The following is a 19,177-nucleotide window of genomic DNA, read 5'->3' on the forward strand; positions in this document are numbered from 1 at the left end:
GGCCGAGCTGTGCTTATCGAGTCCCGACGTCGCGCTTACTTGACCGCCATGCAGGTGGTCAACTGGCTGCCCCGCACCGAACTGCCGTTTGCCGCGCCGTCGCGGCCCGAGTTGTTGCAGGCGCTTGAGCCCTATGAGGCGTTCGAGCCGTCGGGAGAAGAAGCGGCCGCGCCCGTGGCGGTGGTCAAACCCACCCCTGAGGCGCGCCCGGCGGTCGAGCGGGCCAAGATCGAAGTGCCGCGCCCAGCGCCGGTGACCAAGGCTGTCAAGGTGGCTGAAGAGGCTGTGCCGGTGGCCAAGGCGCCGGTGGTGCCGCCGCCACGCTTTGCCCTGCAATTGCTGCGGGCCGGGCGTTGCCTGTTGCTGGTGGAACTGCCGACCGGCGAACGTTTCCAGTCCCGTGACCCGGCCTACCTGTTGCTCAAGGACATGCTGCGCGCCGCCGGCCTGCCCGACAGCCCGCAAATTGTCGGTGAGCCGGTGCGCTGGCCGCTGCTGGTGCGCGGCACCATGGACCAGGGCCCCGAGGCCGCACGGGATTTCGTCCAAGGGTTTGTCTCGGCGCGCCTGGAAGACGAGCCCTGCGTGTGCCTGTGGCTGATCGGCCTGCCCGCCGTGCGGTTTGCCGGTGAAGCCAACGCCGAGGCCTGGTACCGCGAGCTGCAGGTTGAAGGCCTGGGTTCGGTGTGGGCCCTGCCGGGCCTGGAATTATTAATGGAAGAGCCACAGCGTAAGGCTGATGTCTGGCAAGCCATGCGCCGGCTGATGGCGCGCTGGAAAACAACTGATGAGTGAGGCTTTATCCTTCCGCCCGATGACCGAGGCCGACCTCGACGCCGTGCTGAAAATCGAATACGCGGCGTTCAGCCACCCCTGGACCCGTGGGATTTTTCTCGACGGGCTGGGCAAGTACCAGATCTGGCTGATGTTCGAAGGCGAGCAGCAAGTGGGCCATGGGGTGGTGCAGATCATCCTCGATGAAGCGCACTTGCTGAACATTACCGTGAAACCGGAAAACCAGGGCCGGGGCCTGGGCCTGGCGCTGCTGGAACACTTGATGTCCCGTGCCTATGCGGCCAATGCCCGGGAATGTTTCCTGGAAGTGCGTGACAGCAATACCGGCGCGTTTCGGTTGTACGAGCGCTATGGCTTCAACGAAATTGGCCGTCGCCGGGATTACTACCCGGCAGTCGGTGGCCGCGAAGACGCGGTCGTGATGGCCTGCACCCTCGTCGACTGAAAAACCGTGAGCTGTAGGAGCGAGCTTGCTCGCGAAAAACGTCAACGATAACGCGTGCTTCCTGGATGAGCGCGGCGCCTGTGGGTTTTTCGCGAGCAAGCTCGCTCCTACACCTACATAGGGTGATGATCGATCAGCGCTTGCGGTTCAGCGGGTCCAGATCCGCCAGTTCCGCCTCATCCAAGCCATTCCCGCCCCCAATGTCATTTTCTCCCACGACGCTCAAGTCGTAGTCGGCGGCATTGTCTTCGCCTTGCTCCTGCGCATCCCGCGCGCCATCCTCACGGATCAGCGTTTCCGGGCTCATATCATCATCGGTAGCTTCATGATCATCCGTCGAAGCCCCGGTCAGCCCGGCTTCGCGTACCCGTTCGTCGGGCATCAAGTGGTCGCGTTCACCGCGCGGCAGCTCGTCGCCGATTTCTGCGGTCTGGTCGGGCTCGTCAAAATCCAGCTCGCGCATCTCACCCATGCGGTCTTCGTTGTCATCGATCGGTTCGGGCTGTGTTGCGCCGTAGGGACGTCGTGATTCAGTCATGGCCAATCCTCATACTGTGGGGCTTATAGTGTGTGGACAGGCATGGCCGCCAAAAAATTCAAGCTAATTAGCGCCTGGCGTGACCCGGACGAGGGCTTGTCAGTCACAAAACTGCGCATCATTCCTGAGGCTTCCCTGATGAACGAACTACAAGACCTGCTTGATAACAACGAACGCTGGGCGGACGCGATCAAACAGGAAGATCCCGAATTCTTCGCCAAGCTCGCCCGCCAGCAAACCCCGGAATACCTGTGGATCGGCTGTTCCGACGCCCGTGTACCGGCCAACGAGATCGTCGGCATGTTGCCCGGTGATCTGTTCGTGCACCGCAACGTCGCCAACGTGGTGCTGCACACCGACCTCAATTGCCTGTCGGTGATCCAGTACGCGGTGGATGTGCTCAAGGTCAAACACATCCTCGTCACTGGCCACTACGGCTGTGGTGGCGTGCGTGCGTCGATGCAGGACCGCCAGTTCGGCCTGATCGACGGCTGGCTGCGCACGATTCGCGACCTTTACTACGAAAACCGCGATGTGCTGGCCCAATTGCCCACCGAAGAAGAGCGCGTAGACCGCATGTGCGAACTCAACGTGATCCAGCAGGTGGCCAACGTCGGCCACACCAGCATTGTGCAAAATGCCTGGCACCGTGGGCAGAGCCTGTCGATCCATGGCTGCATCTATGGCATCAAGGACGGCCGTTGGAAGAGTTTGAACACCACCATCAGTGGCTTTGAGCAACTGCCGCCGCAATACCGCCTGCGTCCGTTGGGCGAAGCCTAAGGTCGCTTGTGCTCGCGCCACCAGGCCATGAAGGCCTGGCCTTCGGCGTTCAGCGGCTCCTTGTTGCCGGTGATCCAGCCCCGGCAGTTCAGCTCGCCGCAATGGCAAGCGAACTGCCGGGCCAGCGTGTCTTCGGTGGTGGCGTAATCCAGGGTCAGCAGGCTGCCGGCGTGGATGGGTTGCACCGTCCATAGCTCCAGGTACGTGGTGTCCAGAAACACGTTCGGGTTGCAGGAGTGCTGTAACAGGCCGCAGAACCAGCAATCGTACAAGTGGATGCGGGGTGACAGTTGCAGTGTGTGCGGGCGACGTTCACTCACGGCATAACCGGAAACCTGGGCAATGCGCATGCGACTCTCGAAGGCCACGCGCGCCATGACCCTGGCTGCAACCCCTTCAGCCTCTTGCTTGACCTCAAAGTGCTCGGTCGAGGGGTAACCCTGTTCCACGAGCAGCGTCTTGAAGGGATAGAGGCAGTCATTCACAGCCGTTTTAGCCTTATCCATGGCTCGAGTTTTCATCACTCTCCTGAGCGGGGCTGCATGGACGTGCGGGTGTGATGGCCAGTCTTGCAGCAAATGGGCGCGGCCCCAGATTCGCCGAAGTGGGATCCTATTTCTACTGTCAAAGTTGACAGTAGAAGCGGTTTTTCGCCTTAAAGCGCGGGGGCTGTGACGGTGGGCGCGGGGGCGGCATTTCTCAGCTGTTTCAACTGTGCCTTGATGGGCGCTGTGGCGCACTTGGCGTTGGCCTGCTCGGGCGTCAGCTGGCGCACCGAGGTGTAGAACAGCTCACACGTCTGCTCCTTGCGCGTGACCTGCCACGTATTCAGGCAGGCCTTGAGCAATACATTGGCATCGCTGGCGGGTTTCTGGCCCATACCGGCTTGCCAGCAGGCGGCGCTCAAGTCTTGGCCCATCACTTTCAAGCCGGCGTCGTCGGCCTTTTGTTCGTCACCGTCATAACTGTCGGGGCTGGCCGCGTACCAAATGTAGCTTGGGTGGTTGGCGCCCAATACCGCGACGGTTTTGCCGGGCTCCGGGCTGATCTGCGCCAGGTTCAGCACGCCCACGGTTTGCCCGTATTGTTGCTTGATCCAGTTACGCACCGGTGCGCCGAAGGCTACCATCGGCAATGCGCCGCCAGGGCGCAGGCTCAGTTCCTTGACCATGCGGGTCTGGTAGTCGGTGAAATACCCATAGACGGTTTCCAGGTCTTTGCCGGCATTGGACGGCGCAGCGATGGGCGCGATATCGATGATGGTCTGGTACGCCGGCGTTTCCGTGGCCGGTACGCCGTTTTCGCTTAACAAGGTGGCCCAGCGGTCGGTGGTGGCCGATTCCAGGTAATCCTGGGCCTGGGTCAGCGAGTAATCTGGAGGGAAGTGCAACAGCTCGATGCTTTTGCGGTTTTCCAGGGCCATGCCCAGCGGCAGGAACAGGTACCAGTTGTAGGCCCATTTGCCGTCACTGTTGAGCTGGCGGGCACCTTGGTAAGCGAGATCGGCGGTATTGAGCAGCGTGGTCAGCGGCTGGCCGTAGCCCTCTGGCACGCCGCTGAAGGTCGCCGTGACCTGACCGTCGTGGGTCTTCACACTGACCTTGGCCCGGCTGTAACCGTCACGTTGCAGGCTCTGGTTCAAATAGTGTTCGGCGGTCTGCTCCAGTGACCATGGCCGAAAGCAGATCACATTGCAGTTGTTGGGGTACGCGAACAACTGGGTGACGCGCTGCGTGCTGCCCAGTGGCACCTCGATGTCGGCCTGTACGACCGCACTCACCAGCAGTGCGACGAGGGTGAAGGACAGCCTGGTCGGTTTAAACATAAGTCGATTCCTTGTCAGCGAAACCCGTCTGCGCGGGATGAAAGCCCACCTGCACACAGTAGCGGCTGACCAGGAAAATCGCGTGTTAAATCGCCCGGCATGTCGTTATTGGATAAGCCCCTACAGGCTGAACTGCAAGGCATTGCTCAGATCGCCCATGGGCTTCTGGCCGCGCGCGATCATCGCGTCATCGCGTTGCTTGAGGCCGTCCAGGGTCTCCAACTGGAACACGCGCGTGATCAAGCGCAGGATCGATGCCGTGTCGTACACCGTATGGTCCACCGTGCCTTTGCGGGCAAACGGCGACACCACCAGCGCCGGAACCCGCGAGCCCGGGCCCCAGCGGTCACCCTGGGGCGGCGCCACGTGGTCCCACCAGCCGCCGTTTTCATCCACGGTCACCACCACCACCATGTTTTTCCACTGCGGGCTTTCTTGCAGCACCTTCAAGGCGCGGGCGATATGGCGGTCGCCCGAGGCCACATCGGCATAGCCTGCGTGCATGTTCAGGTTGCCCTGGGGTTTGTAGAAACTCACGGCAGGCAGCTTGCCGGCCTGGGCGTCGGCGAAGAACCGGTTGGTGCTCGACTCATCGCCCAAACCGCCGTCGCGCAGGCGCTTGGCACGTTCTGCAGGGTTTTGCGGCCCTTGCTGCTTGAAGTAATTGAACGGCTGGTGGTGGTACTGGAAATTCGGAATCTTGGGGATGCCGCCGGAGTCCTTGAACTGCTCCAGGGTGGCTTGCCACGCACCGGCGTACCAGGCCCAGTCGATGTTCTTTTTCGACAGCTTGTCGCCAATATGCTCGTGGGTTTGCGGCACCAGCACATTGGGCAGGTCGGGCTTGGAATAATCCGGGTTTTGCGGGTCGCGGATCCAGGTGGGCCAGTAGGGTGGGGCCAGGGTGTTTACGCCGTAACCATCGGGAGTCAGCGCGCTGGGGCCAAATTGTGGCGGGCCGGTCATGGCGCTGGCCGGGGAGGTGTCCAAGGGCTTGAGGCGTGTGCCGCTGGGGTCATCGCTTTGCAGCGTGGCGATCTGTGCCTTGGCCACCGACTGCGCGGCATTGGGATAAAACGGCGCGGTGGCGCTGATCAGGTACTGGTGGTTAAGGAACGAGCCGCCAAACGCGCCCTGGAAGAAGTTATCGCACAGCACGAACTCCTTGGCCACGTCCCACAGGCGCAGGGCATAACGGCTCTGGGCGTAATGGCCCATCACCAGCCCACCGGAATCGCCCCAGGCGACAAAACCATCATTCTTGCCGCCGTTGATCTGCATCTGGTTCTGGTAGAACACGTGCCATAGGTCGCGTGTCACCAGGCTCAATGGCAAGTCTTCGCCCTGCGGGCCTTTGAGGGCGAAGGGGGCGTTGGGCAGGTTTTGCTGGAATTGCACTTCGCTTGGGTAGGTCACTCCGTCCACCGTTTGCGGCCCGACCTGCAACACACCGCCCCAGCTCGGTGGCAGGGCAGACAATACGCTGCCATCGCGGTCGCGCTGCTGGAAGTCCTTGGCGGTTAACGCCGATAGCGGTTTTTCCACTCCGGGGAAATCTGCGAACAGGTTATTGAAGCTGCGGTTCTCGGCGTAAATCACCACCACGGTCTTCACCTGCTCGCGCAATGCCTTATCCAACTCCTGGGGCGTGAGCGGCCGGGTCACGGGTGGGCTCGGTGCTTCGCTGGTATTGCCGCAGGCACTCAAAGTCGCACCCACCCCCAACACCGCCGCACCACCTAGGAAGCGCCGGCGGCTGGTGTCTACCGTCGGTTGGATGGCGGAATCGGAGGAGGGAAGGTCTTCGTGCTCATCACTCATTGCGGGGGAGTCCTTGGCGAGATGTTGCAAGATATTTCGCAGGACGGTAGCAACGGAATGTGACGGAACAAAGACAGGTTTAAGAGCGCTACAAAACAAACTGTGGGAGCGGGCTTGCTCGCGAATGCGGTGGATCAGTTAATGAATCCGCTGACTGACACTCCGCATTCGCGAGCAAGCCCGCTCCCACACCGACCCCTTTTAAGGCATCACAGGCGGCATATACTTCAACGTCGTCCCCAACGCCCACAGCAAAAACAACACCAGCGGCGTATGCACCAGCAACTGCACAAACGAAAACCCGATCAAATCCCGCGCCTTCAGCCCCAGCACACCCAGCAACGGCAACATATAAAACGGGTTGATCAAGTTCGGCAGTGCCTCGGCGGCGTTGTAGATCTGCACCGCCCAGCCCAGGTGGTATTGCAGGTCATTGGCCACTTGCATCACGTACGGCGCTTCGATGATCCACTTGCCGCCACCCGAGGGGATGAAGAAACCCAGCACCGCCGAGTACACACCCATCAGCAGGGCGTAGGTGTCGTGGGAGGCGATGGAGGTGAAGAACGTCGAGATGTGGTGCGCCAAGGTCTGGCCGTCGCCGCCCTTGACCACCGTCATCAGTGCGGCGATCGAACCGTACAGCGGAAACTGGATCAGCACGCCGGTGGTGGTCGGCACCGCACGGGCCACGGCATCGAGGAAGCTGCGCGGGCGCCAGTGCAGCAGCGCGCCAACCATGATGAACAGGAAGTTATAGGTGTTGAGCCCCGAGATAGCGCTGATCGCCGGCTTGGTCGAGAACTCATGGAACAGCCAGCCGGCCGCCAGCAACGCCAGCAGAATGGTCAGCAATGGGCTGTGTTCCAGCCATTCACCCGGGCGCGTCGGCGCTTGCGGCTTGGGCAGGTTGAAGGCCGGGTCAATGCCGCAGGCCTTGGCATCCCGGGCGCTGTTGGGGCCAGGTGCGGTGGCGTAGGCGATGATCAGCGACACCACGATCAGCGCCAGCAACAGCACGCCGGATTGCCACAGGAAAATGGTCTCGGTGAACGGGATCATCCCGGTGATCGACAGGATCGACGGCGGCAAGCTGGCCGGGTTGGCCTGCAACTGCGCGGCCGACGACGACAGCCCCAGCGCCCAAACGGCCCCAAGGCCCAGGTACGCTGCTGCCCCAGCGGCGCGGTAGTCCATGCGCAAGTCCGTGCGCCGGGCCAATGCCCTTACCAGCAAACCGCCGAATACCAGGGACAGGCCCCAGTTAAGCAACGACGCCACCATGGAAATCAACGCCACCCAGGCCACGGCCGAACGGCCATTCTTGGGAATGCGCGCCAGGCGGTCGATCAACTTCACCGCGGGCGGTGAGCTGGCGACCACGTAACCGCCGATCACCACAAAGGCCATCTGCATGGTGAACGGGATCAGGCTCCAGAACCCATCGCCAAATGCCTTGGCCGCTTCGGCCGGTGCGGCGCCCATGCCCAGGGTCGCCACGGCGACGATGATCACGGCGAGGGCGGCAAACACCCAGGAGTCAGGAAACCAGCGCTCGGCGAAGTTGGAGCAACGCAGTGCAAATCGGGCATAGCGGCTGTCTTCGATAGCATCGGCCACGAGTCTTTCCTCTTGTAGTTATTATGGGGTTTGGCAGTTTTACGGCATGTTCCTCTAAGCCCATTGATTTGGGAATGTAGTTATCTTCAACGATCAATGAGTAAAACAAATATATCCGTCGCGATTGCCATCGATGGGCTCAGCTCATAACCTGCACGCCATTTTGTTTGTCTGCCGAGCCTGCACATGACTGCCACCTTTTCCCCACGGGCGCAGCGTTTTTCCCGCTCCGACTACAAAACCCTGGGCCTGGCCGCCCTCGGCGGCGCCCTGGAAATCTACGACTTCATTATCTTCGTGTTCTTTGCGCTGACCCTCAGCCAACTGTTCTTCCCCCCAGAAATGCCCGAGTGGCTGCGCCTGCTGCAAAGCTTCGGCATCTTCGTCACCGGTTACCTTGCGCGTCCACTGGGCGGCATCCTGATGGCACACTTCGCCGACCACCTGGGGCGCAAGCGCGTCTTCAGCCTGAGCATCCTGATGATGGCCTTGCCCTGCCTGCTGATCGGCATCATGCCGACCTACGCGCAAATCGGCTATTTCGCCCCGCTGATCCTGCTGGCGCTGCGCGTGCTGCAAGGCGCAGCGGTGGGCGGCGAAGTGCCCAGCGCCTGGACCTTCGTCGCCGAGCACGCACCGCGTCATCATCGTGGCTACGCCTTGGGCTTTTTGCAGGCCGGCCTGACCTTCGGTTACCTGCTGGGGGCGCTGACCGCCACCTTGCTCGCGCAAGTCTTCACCCCGGCCGAAATCCTCGACTACGCCTGGCGCTTCCCCTTCCTGCTCGGCGGCGTGTTCGGCGTGATCGGCGTATGGCTGCGCCGCTGGCTCAGCGAAACCCCGGTGTTCCTGGAAATGCAGGCGCGCCGCCAGGCCGCCGCCGAAATGCCCTTGCGCACCGTGCTGCGCGACCATCGCGCCGTGCTGCTGCCGGCGATGATCCTCACCTGTGTGCTGACGTCTGCCGTGGTGGTGCTGGTGGTCATCACCCCGACCATGATGCAGAAAACCTTCGGCATGAGCCCCAGCCACACCTTCGCCCTGAGCGCCCTGGGCATCGTCTTCCTGAATATCGGCTGCGTCCTCGCCGGCCTGCTGGTGGACCGCATCGGCGCGTGGCGCGCGGTATTGGTCTACAGCCTGTTGCTGCCGGTGGGCATTGCCCTGCTGTACGCCAGCCTGATCGCCGGCGGCGTGTGGCTCGGCGCGGCGTACGCCGTGGCGGGCCTGAGCTGCGGCGTGGTGGGGGCGGTGCCGTCGGTGATGGTCGGGCTGTTTCCGGCGCAGGTACGGGTATCAGGCATTTCCTTCACCTACAACATTGCCTATGCGTTGTGGGCGAGCACCACTCCGTTGCTGCTGATCGCGCTGATGCCAACCAGCCCTTGGATCTGTGTGGGGTATTGCGTAGTGATGGGGGCGGTGGGGGTGGCGAGTGTGGCGCTGTTTGGCAAGCGCCACGCTATAGACGCTGTTACAAATGGCACCTGGGGCCATTAATTGACGGGTAGGTAGGTCGCTCCTATAGTCACGTCCATTCTTGACGAACACATTTACCCTATGTCCCAGACTGCCTATATCAACTCTGCAATCCTGTCCTGGTCTCGCCAGCGGGCGGGGCTGTCTCAAGAGCAGGTTGCTAAAGGTCTGATGGTCAAATTGGAAAAGCTGAAGGAGTGGGAGGATGGTCAGAGCCTTCCCTCTTTCAACCAGGCGCAAAAGTGGGCTGCACTTGTGCATGTGCCTTTTGGCTATCTCTTTCTCAGTACGCCCCCGCCCGAGCAACTTCCTCTTCCCGACCTGCGGACCGTGGGTGGCGTTTTTCCAGACAAGCCAAGTTTGAACCTGATGGACACCGTAAGGGACGTGCTCCGTAAACAGGACTGGTACTTGGAATACCTGCAGGATCATGAGCGTTCTGCTCTGTCCTTCGTAGGAAGTTTCAGTATCCGTTCGCCAATAAAAGAAGTGGTTGCAGATATTCGGCGCGTACTTGGCGTGGCGGATTCTTTTGCCCGAATGAGTTATGAAGACTATGTGAGGGCGCTGGTCAGCGGCGCGGAAGAGGCCGGGATTCTTGTAATGCGCAGTGGTGTTGCCTTAGGCAATACCCATCGGAAACTTGATGTCAGTGAATTCCGGGGATTTGCGGTCAGCCATCCTATGGCTCCCGTGGTTTTCATCAATAGCGCGGACGCGCCCACGGCACGTCTTTTTACATTGATGCATGAACTGGCGCATATCTGGATTGGTAGCACGGGCGTATCTGATGGCAGCAGTCAAGGCGCTCGTCAGGAGGAGGCCTTTTGTAATGCGGTGGCAGGGGAGTTTCTTGCGCCGGAGGATGATTTTCGGGCGCACTGGAATTCGGCTCTTCATTGGGAAGAAAACCTGGCGCCGTTGGCCGGACGCTTCCGTGTCAGCACATTGGTAATTGCCCGTCGTGCCCGTGATCTTGGCCACATCAGTAGTGAACAATACGGCGCTTACTACCGTCGGGTCCTGCAAGAGTATCGAGATAAAGGCGGCAGTGGCGGGGATTACTACCGCGTAGCGGCTATCAGGAACAGCACCCGGTTGAGCAAGGCTGTTCTTGCAGAAGCGCAGAGCGGGCGGATTTTGCTGCGAGATGCTGGGAAACTGCTGGGTGTGCAGCCGGCCAAGTTGAAGACTTACGGGATGAAGCTATCGGCATGAAGCATCTATTGGATTCGAATACGTTGATCGAGGCCAAAAATCGCTATTACGGTATGACGATTTGCCCAGGTTATTGGGCATGGATACTTCAGCAGCATCAAGCTTTGGAAATTGCCAGTATTGTCCCCGTCAGGGACGAGTTGGCTAAAGGCAATGACGAGTTGACCCAATGGGTGAAAGGTAATGCCAGCCTGTTTGAAGATTCGAATGATCAACGGACTCAAGCGGCCTATGGGAATATTGTCTCAAGAATTGCCCAGCAAGTACCGGTGATGAAAGTCGGTGCTTTAGAAGAGTTTCTTGAGGGCGCAGATGCTTGGTTGATAGCCAAGGCAATGGCTACAGGCGCAGTGGTTGTTACGCATGAAGTTTATAACCCTGACATCAAGCGTAAATTCACCATTCCCAATGTGTGCTCATTGTTTGACGTGCCTTACATGAATACTTTTGAATTGCTCGGTAAACTCGACGCGCGCTTCGTCTTGCATCACTGATAATTGAGGGGAGGAAAGTCTCCCCTCGATATGACACTCAAGTCAAAAAGTGCCAAAGCACCAGGGTACCCACCAACCCCACCACCGAAACAATCGTCTGCAACACCGACCACACCCAAATCGTCTGTTTCAACTGCAAGCCAAAGTACTCACGCACCATCCAGAACCCGGCGTCGTTGACGTGGCAGAAGAACACCGAGCCGGCGCCGATAGCCAGGGCGACCAATGAGCTTTGCGTTGCCGCCAACCCGGCCATCATCGGCGCGAGGATCCCGGCGGTCGTGGTGGTGGCGACGGTGGCCGAGCCGGTGGCTTGGCGCAGGGCCACAGCGATCAGCCAGGCCAGCAGCAGGTAGGGCATGTGTGCGCCTTCGGCGACCTTGCTGATGGTCTGGCTGACGCCGGCGTCCAGCAGGGTTTGCTTGAGGCCGCCGCCGGCGCCGATGGTCAGCAGCAGTACGGCGATGGGCGCCAGCGCTTTGCGCAGGGTGTTGCCGACGTCGGCGCGTGGCATGCCCGCCGCCCAACCCAGGCAAACCACCGCGGCGATCACCGCCAGGCCGAGGGCAACCAGCGGTTCACCGAGAAATTTCAAGCTCAGGGCGAGGGTGCTTTCCGGCGCCAGCGCGACTTTGGCCAAGGTGCTGCCGAGCATCAGGATCACCGGCAACAGAATGATCAGCAACGACACACCAAAGCTCGGCTGGCGCGGGGCCTTGGGCGGTGCGCTGAACAGCGCGCCGATATCGGCCGGTTCATCCACGTGCAGGCGCTTGGACAGCCAGTTGCCATACAGCGGCCCGGCCAGGATCACGGCCGGCACCGCCAGGCAAAAACCCAGCAACATGGTCAGGCCCAGGTCGGCGTGCAATGCGCCCACGGCAATCAGCGGCCCCGGATGCGGCGGCATCAGGGCGTGCAAGGTGGTCATGCCCGCCAGTGCCGGGATGGCGATTTTCAGCAACGGCTGGTTCGAACGCTTGGCCATCACAAAGATGATCGGCACCATCATCACCAGGCCCACTTCGAAGAACAGCGGCAGGCCGATGACCATGGCGACCAGCGCCATCACCCAGGGCAATGACTTGCCTTTGCCCAGCCCGAGCAACGTGGTGGCGATACGGTCGGCCGCGCCGGATTCGGCCATCAGCGCGCCGAGCATCGCACCCAGGGCAATGATGATCCCGGCTTCCCCCAGAATCGCCCCGGCGCCTTTGCTGAACGCCTTGGCCACTTCTTCCGGCGGCAGGCCGGCGCCGACCCCGGCGATAAATGTGCCGATCAGAATCGACAGAAAGGGCGGCAGTTTGGTCGCGCTGATCAGCACAATGATGCTGGCGATCGCCAACAGCACGCAGAACATGAGGCGGGTGTCGTGAACCATCCACGCGGCAGTCGATAACTCCAAGACGGGACTCCTTATCGAGCAGGTTGGCTAATATGTTTCTTTTTGTTTCAGCCTGAAAAGCATACCTGATAGCGCTCCCCCAACGCGTGCATGGGCGATTTTGGTGCGTTCGAAAGTAACGACGCTCTGGCGCGCAGATGACAATTTTGCAAACCATGCCCGTGGATCTGGCCTATAGCTCTATGATCCGCCCCATCCCAACCCACGAGGACATTTCATGAGCGCAGGACACAGCCACGCCCAAGTACGCGCCGGCCACGAACGCAAGTTATGGATCGCCCTGGGGCTCACCGGCAGCTTCATGCTCGCCGAAGTGATCGGCGCCTTTGTCACCGGCAGCCTGGCGCTGTTGTCCGATGCGGCGCACATGATGACCGACGCCCTGGCCCTGGCAATTTCCCTGGTGGCGATTCAGGTCGCCAAGCGCCCGGCGGATCGCAAGCGCACCTTCGGTTATGCGCGGTTCGAGATCCTCGCAGCCGCCTTTAACGCATTACTGCTGTTCGCCGTGGCGTTCTACATCTTGTACGAGGCTTACCAACGGCTGCAGGCGCCTGCCGAAATCCAGTCCACCGGCATGCTGGTGATTGCGCTGCTGGGGCTGGTGGTCAACCTGATCTCCATGCGTTTGCTCAGCGCGGCCAGTGGCGAGAGCCTTAACGTCAAGGGCGCCTACCTGGAAGTCTGGAGTGACATGCTGGGCTCCGTCGGCGTGATCATTGCCGCGCTGGTGATCATGTTCACCGGTTGGGGTTGGGTCGATTCCGTGGTCGCGGCCGCCATTGGTTTTTGGGTGTTACCGCGCACTTGGACGTTGCTCAAGGCGAGCATGAATATCCTGCTGCAAGGTGTGCCGGAGGGTGTGAACATCGAGCAGGTGGAGCAGGGCATTCGCAGCGTGCCGGGGGTCAAGGACGTGCACGACCTGCACATCTGGGCCCTCACCAGTGGCAAGAACGTGCTGAGTACGCACCTGGTCGCGGATGCGTCCCAAGGCAGCGAGCAACAGATCCTCAGCCGAGTGACGGAGTTACTGCACGAACAATTCGATATTTCCCACGCCACGATCCAAGTGGAGGGCGAGGGATTCACGCACGACGAGCATGACGAGGTGCATGCCTGAGCCTGGCTAACGGATTTGTAATCTTTCGCCCACGGCCCTGATAAGTACCGAAAGCTACATTGCCCCCGCTGGGAAACCTCAGCGACTTCATGGGCGTGGAACTCTCGTTATGGCAATTTTTGTTAGAACACTGTTGGGGGCGGCGGCATTGGCCTTGTGGATATCCGCAAACGCCGCCCAGGCACAACCCCTCACCCTCGATGCAGCCTTGCAAACCGCCTTCGCCAACAACCCGGACCTGGCGGCCGCACAATGGGAAATCGACATCGCCCAGGGCGGTCGCCAACAGGCCGGCCTGATCCCCAACCCGGTGGCCTCCTGGGACGCCGAAGACACCCGCCGCAACAGCCGCACCACCAGCATCAAGCTCAGCCAGACCCTGGAACTGGGCGGCAAGCGCGGTGCACGCATCGAAGTGGCCAGCCGTGCCCAAGATGCCGCCGCGCTGACCCTGGAGCAGCGTCGCAACCAGTTGCGCGCCGAGGTCATCGACAGCTACTACGGCGCCTTGCGCGCCCAGGAACGCCTCGACCTGGCGCAACGCTCCATGACGCTTGCCGAACGCGGCCTGGTGGTCGCCAACGGGCGCGTCACCGCCGGCAAGTCGTCACCCGTGGAGGCCACTCGCGCCCAGGTGCAGGTGTCGGAAATCCGCCTGGAATTGAACCGCGCCCAGATCGGCCTCACTGACGCCTACCGTCGCCTCGCCACCAGCACCGGCAGCGCCGCCACCGACTTCCAGGCCGTCGCTGCGCCAAGCACCTTGGTACCGGCGTTACCCGCCGCCGCGCCATTGCTGGCACGCCTTGAGCAAACCGCGGAATTGCGCCTGGCCGAACTCAATATTGTGCAGAACGAAGCCAGCGTGGGCCTGGAAAAAGCCCAGCGCATTCCGGACCTGGATGTGTCCATCGGCAGCCAATACGACGCCAGCGTGCGCGAACGGGTAAACCTGGTGGGCGTGTCGATGCCGATCCCGCTGTTCAACCGCAACCAGGGCAACATCCTCGCGGCCACTCGACGCGCCGACCAGGCCCGCGACCTGCGCAACGCCGCCGAACTGCGCCTGCGCACCGAAACCCGCCAGGCCCTGGACCTGTGGCAAACCGCGAATACCGAAGTGCGCGCGTTCAACCAGCAGATCCTGCCCGCCGCACAAAGTGCGGTAGACAGCGCCACCCGTGGCTTCGAGATGGGCAAGTTCAACTTCCTCGACGTGCTCGACGCCCAGCGCACCTTGATCGCGGCTCGCACCCAATACCTCGCGGCGACCGCCCAGGCCACCGAGGCCTGGGTACGCATCGAACGCATTTACGGCGACCTCGCCCGCTTTTGATTTTTCCTGGAGTCTCCTGATGAACAAAAAACATGGCATGGCGCTCGCCGTCGCCCTGGGCCTGATGCTATCGGGCTTCGCCCACGCCGAGGAAGAAGAAGGCAAGCTCGAACTCACCGAGCAGCAGATTCAAGCCGCCGGCATCCAGTTGGCCCAGGCGCAACCGCGCGCCATCAGCACCGTGCTGACGCTGCCGGGCGAGGTGCGTTTTGATGAAGACCGTACCTCTCACATCGTGCCCCGCGCAGCGGGTGTGGTGGAGGCGGTGAAGGTCAACCTGGGCCAGTCGGTGAAGAAGGGCGAACTGTTGGCGGTGATCGCCAGCCAGCAGATTTCCGACCAGCGCAGCGAATTGGCCGCCAGCGAGCGCCGGGTCGAACTGGCGCGCACCACCTTCCAGCGCGAGCGTCAGTTGTGGCAGGACAAAATCTCTGCCGAACAGGATTACCTGCTGGCGCGGCAAACCCTGCAAGAAGCCGAAATCGCCCTGAACAATGCGCGGCAAAAGATGACTGCGCTCAGCGGCAGCGCGGTATTGGCCGGCGGCAATCGTTATGAACTGCGTGCGCCTTTCGCCGGTGTGGTGGTGGAAAAACACTTGGGGGTGGGCGAGGTGGTCAGTGAAACCAGTAATGCGTTCACCCTCTCGGACCTGTCCCAGGTGTGGGTCACCTTCGGCGTGTTTCCCAAGGACTTGAACAAGGTGCGCGTGGGCAAACCGGTGAAAGTCAGCTCGACGGAAATGGGCACTGAAGTACTGGGCACCGTGGCCTATGTGGGCAACTTGCTCGGTGAGCAGACGCGCACCGCTACCGTGCGTGTGACGGTGCCCAACCCCGACGACGCCTGGCGCCCGGGCTTGTTCGTGGCCGTGCAAGTGGCCACCGATACCTACCAGGCCAAGGTGACCGTGCCGCAAACCGCGATCCAGACCGTCGAGGACAAACCCTCGGTGTTTGTGCGCACCGCGGACGGTTTTATCACTCGCCATCTTGAACTGGGCGTCAGTGAAAACGGCTACGTCGAAGTGCGCAAAGGCCTGGAGGCCGGCGCGCAGGTGGCGACGGCTGGCAGCTTCATCCTCAAGTCCGAACTGGGCAAAGGCTCGGCCGAACACGCCCATTGATCCTGCGAGTGATTCCCCATGTTTGAGCGCCTTATCCAATTCGCCATCGAGCAACGCATTGTCGTGCTGCTGGCGGTGCTGTTGATGGCCGGTGTCGGCATCGCCAGCTATCAGAAACTGCCCATCGACGCAGTGCCCGATATCACCAACGTGCAGGTGCAGATCAACTCGGCGGCGGCCGGTTTTTCGCCGCTGGAAACCGAGCAGCGCATCACCTTTCCCATCGAGACGGCCATGGCCGGCCTGCCGGGCCTGCAGCAGACGCGTTCGTTGTCGCGTTCCGGCTTGTCCCAGGTCACGGTGATTTTCAAGGACGGCACCGATCTGTTCTTTGCCCGCCAATTGGTCAACGAGCGCCTGCAAGTGGCCCGTGAGCAATTGCCCGACGGCATCGAAACCGCGATGGGGCCGATTTCCACCGGCCTTGGGGAAATTTTCCTGTGGACCGTCGAAGCCGAGGACGGTGTGCTCAAAGAGGACGGCACGCCCTACACACCCACCGACTTGCGGGTGATCCAAGACTGGATCATTAAACCGCAATTGCGCAACGTGCCGGGCGTGGCCGAGATCAATACCATCGGCGGCTTCGCCAAGGAATACCAGATTGCGCCAGACCCCAAGCGCCTGGCCGCTTACAACCTGACCCTCAACGATCTGGTCACGGCGCTGGAGCGTAACAACGCCAACGTCGGCGCCGGCTATATCGAGCGCAGCGGCGAACAGTTGTTGATCCGCGCACCGGGCCAGGTGGCGTCTATCGACGACATCGCCAACATTGTCATCACCACCTCGGACGGCACGCCGATCCGCGTGCGCAATGTGGCCCAGGTCGACATTGGCCGCGAGCTGCGCACTGGCGCGGCCACCGAAAATGGCCGTGAAGTGGTGCTGGGCACGGTGTTCATGTTGATCGGTGAGAACAGCCGCAGCGTGTCCCAGGCAGTGGCGAAAAAGCTTGAGGAGATCAACCGCTCGCTTCCCGACGGCGTGGTAGCGGTCACCGTCTATGACCGCACCAACCTGGTGGAAAAAGCCATCGCCACCGTGAAGAAAAACCTCTTCGAAGGTGCGTTGCTGGTGGTGGCGGTGTTGTTCCTGTTTTTGGGCAACATCCGTGCGGCGCTGATCACGGCGATGGTGATTCCGCTGGCGATGCTGTTCACCTTCACCGGCATGTTCACCAACAAAGTCAGCGCCAACTTGATGAGCCTCGGTGCGCTGGACTTCGGCATTATCGTTGATGGCGCGGTGGTGATCGTCGAGAACGCCATCCGCCGGCTGGCCCATGCGCAGCACCGCCATGGTCGGTTGCTAACGCGCAGTGAGCGCCTGCACGAAGTGTTTGCCGCGGCCAAAGAGGCGCGACGCGCGTTGATCTTCGGGCAGTTGATCATCATGGTGGTGTACCTGCCGATCTTCGCCCTCACGGGTGTGGCCGGGAAGATGTTCCACCCCATGGCATTCACCGTGGTGATTGCCTTGCTCGGCGCGATGATTCTGTCGGTGACCTTCGTACCGGCGGCGATTGCGTTGTTCGTCACCGGCAAGGTCAAGGAAGAAGAAAACTTCGTCATGCGCAGTGCGCGCCGGGTGTATGACCCGGTGCTCAACTGGGTGATGGTACGTCGGCCCCTGGTGTTCGGCCTGGCCGCACTGACTATCGTCGTCTCGGGCCTGGTTGCCAGCCGCATGGGCAGTGAATTTATCCCCAGCCTCAGCGAGGGCGACTTTGCCCAACAGGCGCTGCGTGTGCCCGGTACCAGCCTGACCCAGTCGGTGCAGATGCAGCAGCAACTGGAAAAAACCTTGCTGGCCCAAGTGCCGGAAATCGAGCGGGTGTTTGCGCGCACCGGTACGGCGGAAATTGCCTCCGACCCGATGCCGCCGAATATTTCCGACAGCTACGTGATGCTCAAACCCAAGGACCAATGGCCAGACCCGAAGAAGTCCCGCGAGGCAATCATCGCCGATATCCAACGGGCCAGCGCGATTGTGCCGGGCAGCGTGTATGAGCTGTCGCAGCCGATCCAGTTGCGCTTCAACGAACTGATTTCCGGGGTGCGCAGCGACGTGGCGGTGAAGGTGTTCGGCGATGATATGGCGGTGCTCAACCAGACTGCCGGGGAAATCGCCGAGACCTTGCAGAAGCTCAACGGCGCCTCGGAAGTGAAGGTGGAACAGACCTCCGGCCTGCCGGTGCTGACCATCAATATCGACCGCGACAAGGCCGCTCGCTTTGGCCTGAATGTGGGCGATGTGCAGGACACCATCGCCGTCGCGGTCGGTGGGCGCCAGGCGGGTACGCTGTACGAGGGCGATCGGCGTTTTGACATGGTGGTGCGCTTGTCCGACACGTTGCGCACCGATATCGACGGCTTGTCACGCCTGTTGATTCCGGTGCCGGCGCTGGCGAGTAGTACCTCGGGGCAGTTGGGCTTTATCGCCTTGTCCCAGGTTGCCAGCCTCGACCTGGTGCTGGGCCCTAACCAGATCAGCCGCGAGAACGGCAAACGCCTGGTGATCGTCAGCGCCAACGTGCGTGGGCGCGATATCGGCTCGTTTGTCGAGGAGGCCGAGGCCGCCATCGCCACCCAGGTGAAAGTCCCCGCTGGTTACTGGACCACCTGGGGCGGCCAGTTCGAACAGTTGAAAGAGGCTTCTGACCGCTTGCGCATCGTGGTGCCGGTGGCGTTGCTGCTGGTGTTCGGCTTGCTGTTCATGATGTTCAACAACCTCAAGGACGGCCTGCTGGTGTTTACCGGCATCCCCTTCGCGCTCACCGGCGGGATCATGGCGCTGTGGCTGCGCGATATCCCGTTGTCGATTTCGGCGGGGGTGGGCTTTATCGCCTTGTCGGGTGTGGCGGTGCTCAACGGCCTGGTGATGATCGCCTTCATCCGAAACCTGCGCGAGGAAGGCCGCTCGTTATCGGTGGCGATCCACGAAGGCGCGTTGACGCGCCTGCGCCCGGTGTTGATGACTGCGCTGGTGGCGTCCCTAGGGTTTATCCCCATGGCACTCGCCACCGGCACCGGCGCTGAAGTACAACGCCCGTTGGCGACGGTGGTGATTGGCGGGATTATTTCCTCGACCTTGCTGACATTACTGGTGCTGCCGGCGTTGTACCAATGGGCTCATCGCCGCGATGAAGAGGCCGCCTGATACT

At 61.4% G+C, this 19,177-nt stretch carries 16 protein-coding genes; 10 read left to right on the forward strand and 6 right to left on the reverse strand.

Features of this window, described 5'->3' with window-relative positions; genetic code table 11:
* Positions 1-48 precede the first annotated feature (48 nt).
* Together PSH76_RS03460 and rimI are read left to right on the forward strand one after the other, a co-directional pair.
* Positions 49-795 (forward strand): energy transducer TonB, encoded by a 747-nt coding sequence (locus PSH76_RS03460; RefSeq protein ID WP_305494434.1) that lies wholly within the window; start codon positions 49-51, stop codon positions 793-795.
* Positions 788-1,240, forward strand: a complete 453-nt coding sequence (rimI, locus tag PSH76_RS03465; protein WP_003188286.1) for a ribosomal protein S18-alanine N-acetyltransferase — start codon at positions 788-790, stop codon at positions 1,238-1,240. Before PSH76_RS03460 ends, rimI begins: the two co-directional genes overlap by 8 nt.
* A 133-nt stretch (positions 1,241-1,373) precedes the next feature.
* Here the strand turns inward: rimI and PSH76_RS03470 are convergent, their stop codons facing one another.
* Positions 1,374-1,778, reverse strand: a complete 405-nt coding sequence (locus PSH76_RS03470; RefSeq protein WP_138761223.1) for a serine kinase/phosphatase — start codon at positions 1,776-1,778, stop codon at positions 1,374-1,376.
* Between the two features lie 138 nt (positions 1,779-1,916).
* Between PSH76_RS03470 and can the strand changes: the two genes are divergently transcribed.
* Positions 1,917-2,561: a carbonate dehydratase gene (gene can / locus PSH76_RS03475; protein WP_003188288.1), complete on the forward strand. Its 645-nt coding sequence runs from the start codon at positions 1,917-1,919 to the stop codon at positions 2,559-2,561.
* On the opposite strand, the gene PSH76_RS03480 is transcribed toward can, so the two are convergent.
* The 4 genes from PSH76_RS03480 to PSH76_RS03495 form a co-directional block, all read right to left on the reverse strand.
* A complete protein-coding gene (locus tag PSH76_RS03480; RefSeq protein ID WP_098949653.1) occupies positions 2,558-3,082 on the reverse strand; it encodes an SET domain-containing protein-lysine N-methyltransferase in 525 nt (174 codons plus the stop codon). The genes can and PSH76_RS03480 overlap by 4 nt on opposite strands.
* A 134-nt stretch (positions 3,083-3,216) precedes the next feature.
* Positions 3,217-4,386: a hypothetical protein gene (locus tag PSH76_RS03485; RefSeq protein WP_305493606.1), complete on the reverse strand. Its 1,170-nt coding sequence runs from the start codon at positions 4,384-4,386 to the stop codon at positions 3,217-3,219.
* Between the two features lie 120 nt (positions 4,387-4,506).
* Positions 4,507-6,207, reverse strand: coding sequence for an acid phosphatase (gene acpA / locus PSH76_RS03490; RefSeq protein WP_138761224.1), 1,701 nt, complete (start codon positions 6,205-6,207; stop codon positions 4,507-4,509).
* A gap of 201 nt (positions 6,208-6,408) precedes the next feature.
* Positions 6,409-7,827, reverse strand: a complete 1,419-nt coding sequence (locus PSH76_RS03495; RefSeq protein ID WP_138761225.1) for a short-chain fatty acid transporter — start codon at positions 7,825-7,827, stop codon at positions 6,409-6,411.
* 186 nt (positions 7,828-8,013) lie between these two features.
* Between PSH76_RS03495 and PSH76_RS03500 the strand changes: the two genes are divergently transcribed.
* From PSH76_RS03500 to PSH76_RS03510, 3 genes are read left to right on the forward strand one after another with little or no spacing between them, the layout of a single operon-like run.
* Positions 8,014-9,327 (forward strand): MFS transporter, encoded by a 1,314-nt coding sequence (locus PSH76_RS03500; RefSeq protein ID WP_044271261.1) that lies wholly within the window; start codon positions 8,014-8,016, stop codon positions 9,325-9,327.
* Between the two features lie 60 nt (positions 9,328-9,387).
* Positions 9,388-10,524 carry an XRE family transcriptional regulator gene (locus tag PSH76_RS03505; RefSeq protein WP_138761226.1) on the forward strand — a complete coding sequence of 379 codons (1,137 nt, stop codon included), beginning with the start codon at positions 9,388-9,390 and terminating at the stop codon, positions 10,522-10,524.
* Positions 10,521-11,018, forward strand: a complete 498-nt coding sequence (locus tag PSH76_RS03510; RefSeq protein ID WP_044271266.1) for a DUF4411 family protein — start codon at positions 10,521-10,523, stop codon at positions 11,016-11,018. The genes PSH76_RS03505 and PSH76_RS03510 overlap by 4 nt, the downstream gene beginning before the upstream one ends.
* A 37-nt stretch (positions 11,019-11,055) precedes the next feature.
* On the opposite strand, the gene PSH76_RS03515 is transcribed toward PSH76_RS03510, so the two are convergent.
* On the reverse strand, positions 11,056-12,426 hold the full coding sequence (locus PSH76_RS03515) for a gluconate:H+ symporter (RefSeq protein ID WP_138761227.1): 1,371 nt from the start codon (positions 12,424-12,426) through the stop codon (positions 11,056-11,058).
* Positions 12,427-12,643: 217 nt separating this feature from the next.
* Here PSH76_RS03515 and PSH76_RS03520 point away from each other — a divergent pair, with 217 nt between their 5' ends.
* The 4 genes from PSH76_RS03520 to PSH76_RS03535 all read left to right on the forward strand — a co-directional run bounded on the left by PSH76_RS03520 (position 12,644) and on the right by PSH76_RS03535 (position 19,173).
* Entirely contained in the window at positions 12,644-13,549 is a 906-nt protein-coding gene (locus tag PSH76_RS03520) for a cation diffusion facilitator family transporter (protein ID WP_138761228.1), read from the forward strand.
* A 109-nt stretch (positions 13,550-13,658) separates the two neighbouring features.
* On the forward strand, positions 13,659-14,885 hold the full coding sequence (locus tag PSH76_RS03525) for a TolC family protein (protein ID WP_138761229.1): 1,227 nt from the start codon (positions 13,659-13,661) through the stop codon (positions 14,883-14,885).
* A gap of 19 nt (positions 14,886-14,904) precedes the next feature.
* Positions 14,905-16,011, forward strand: coding sequence for an efflux RND transporter periplasmic adaptor subunit (locus tag PSH76_RS03530; protein ID WP_098949645.1), 1,107 nt, complete (start codon positions 14,905-14,907; stop codon positions 16,009-16,011).
* Positions 16,012-16,029: 18 nt separating this feature from the next.
* Positions 16,030-19,173, forward strand: a complete 3,144-nt coding sequence (locus PSH76_RS03535; protein WP_098949644.1) for a CusA/CzcA family heavy metal efflux RND transporter — start codon at positions 16,030-16,032, stop codon at positions 19,171-19,173.
* Positions 19,174-19,177 lie beyond the last annotated feature (4 nt).

Source organism: Pseudomonas sp. FP215 (assembly GCF_030687795.1).
Taxonomy (GTDB): domain Bacteria; phylum Pseudomonadota; class Gammaproteobacteria; order Pseudomonadales; family Pseudomonadaceae; genus Aquipseudomonas; species Aquipseudomonas salmasensis.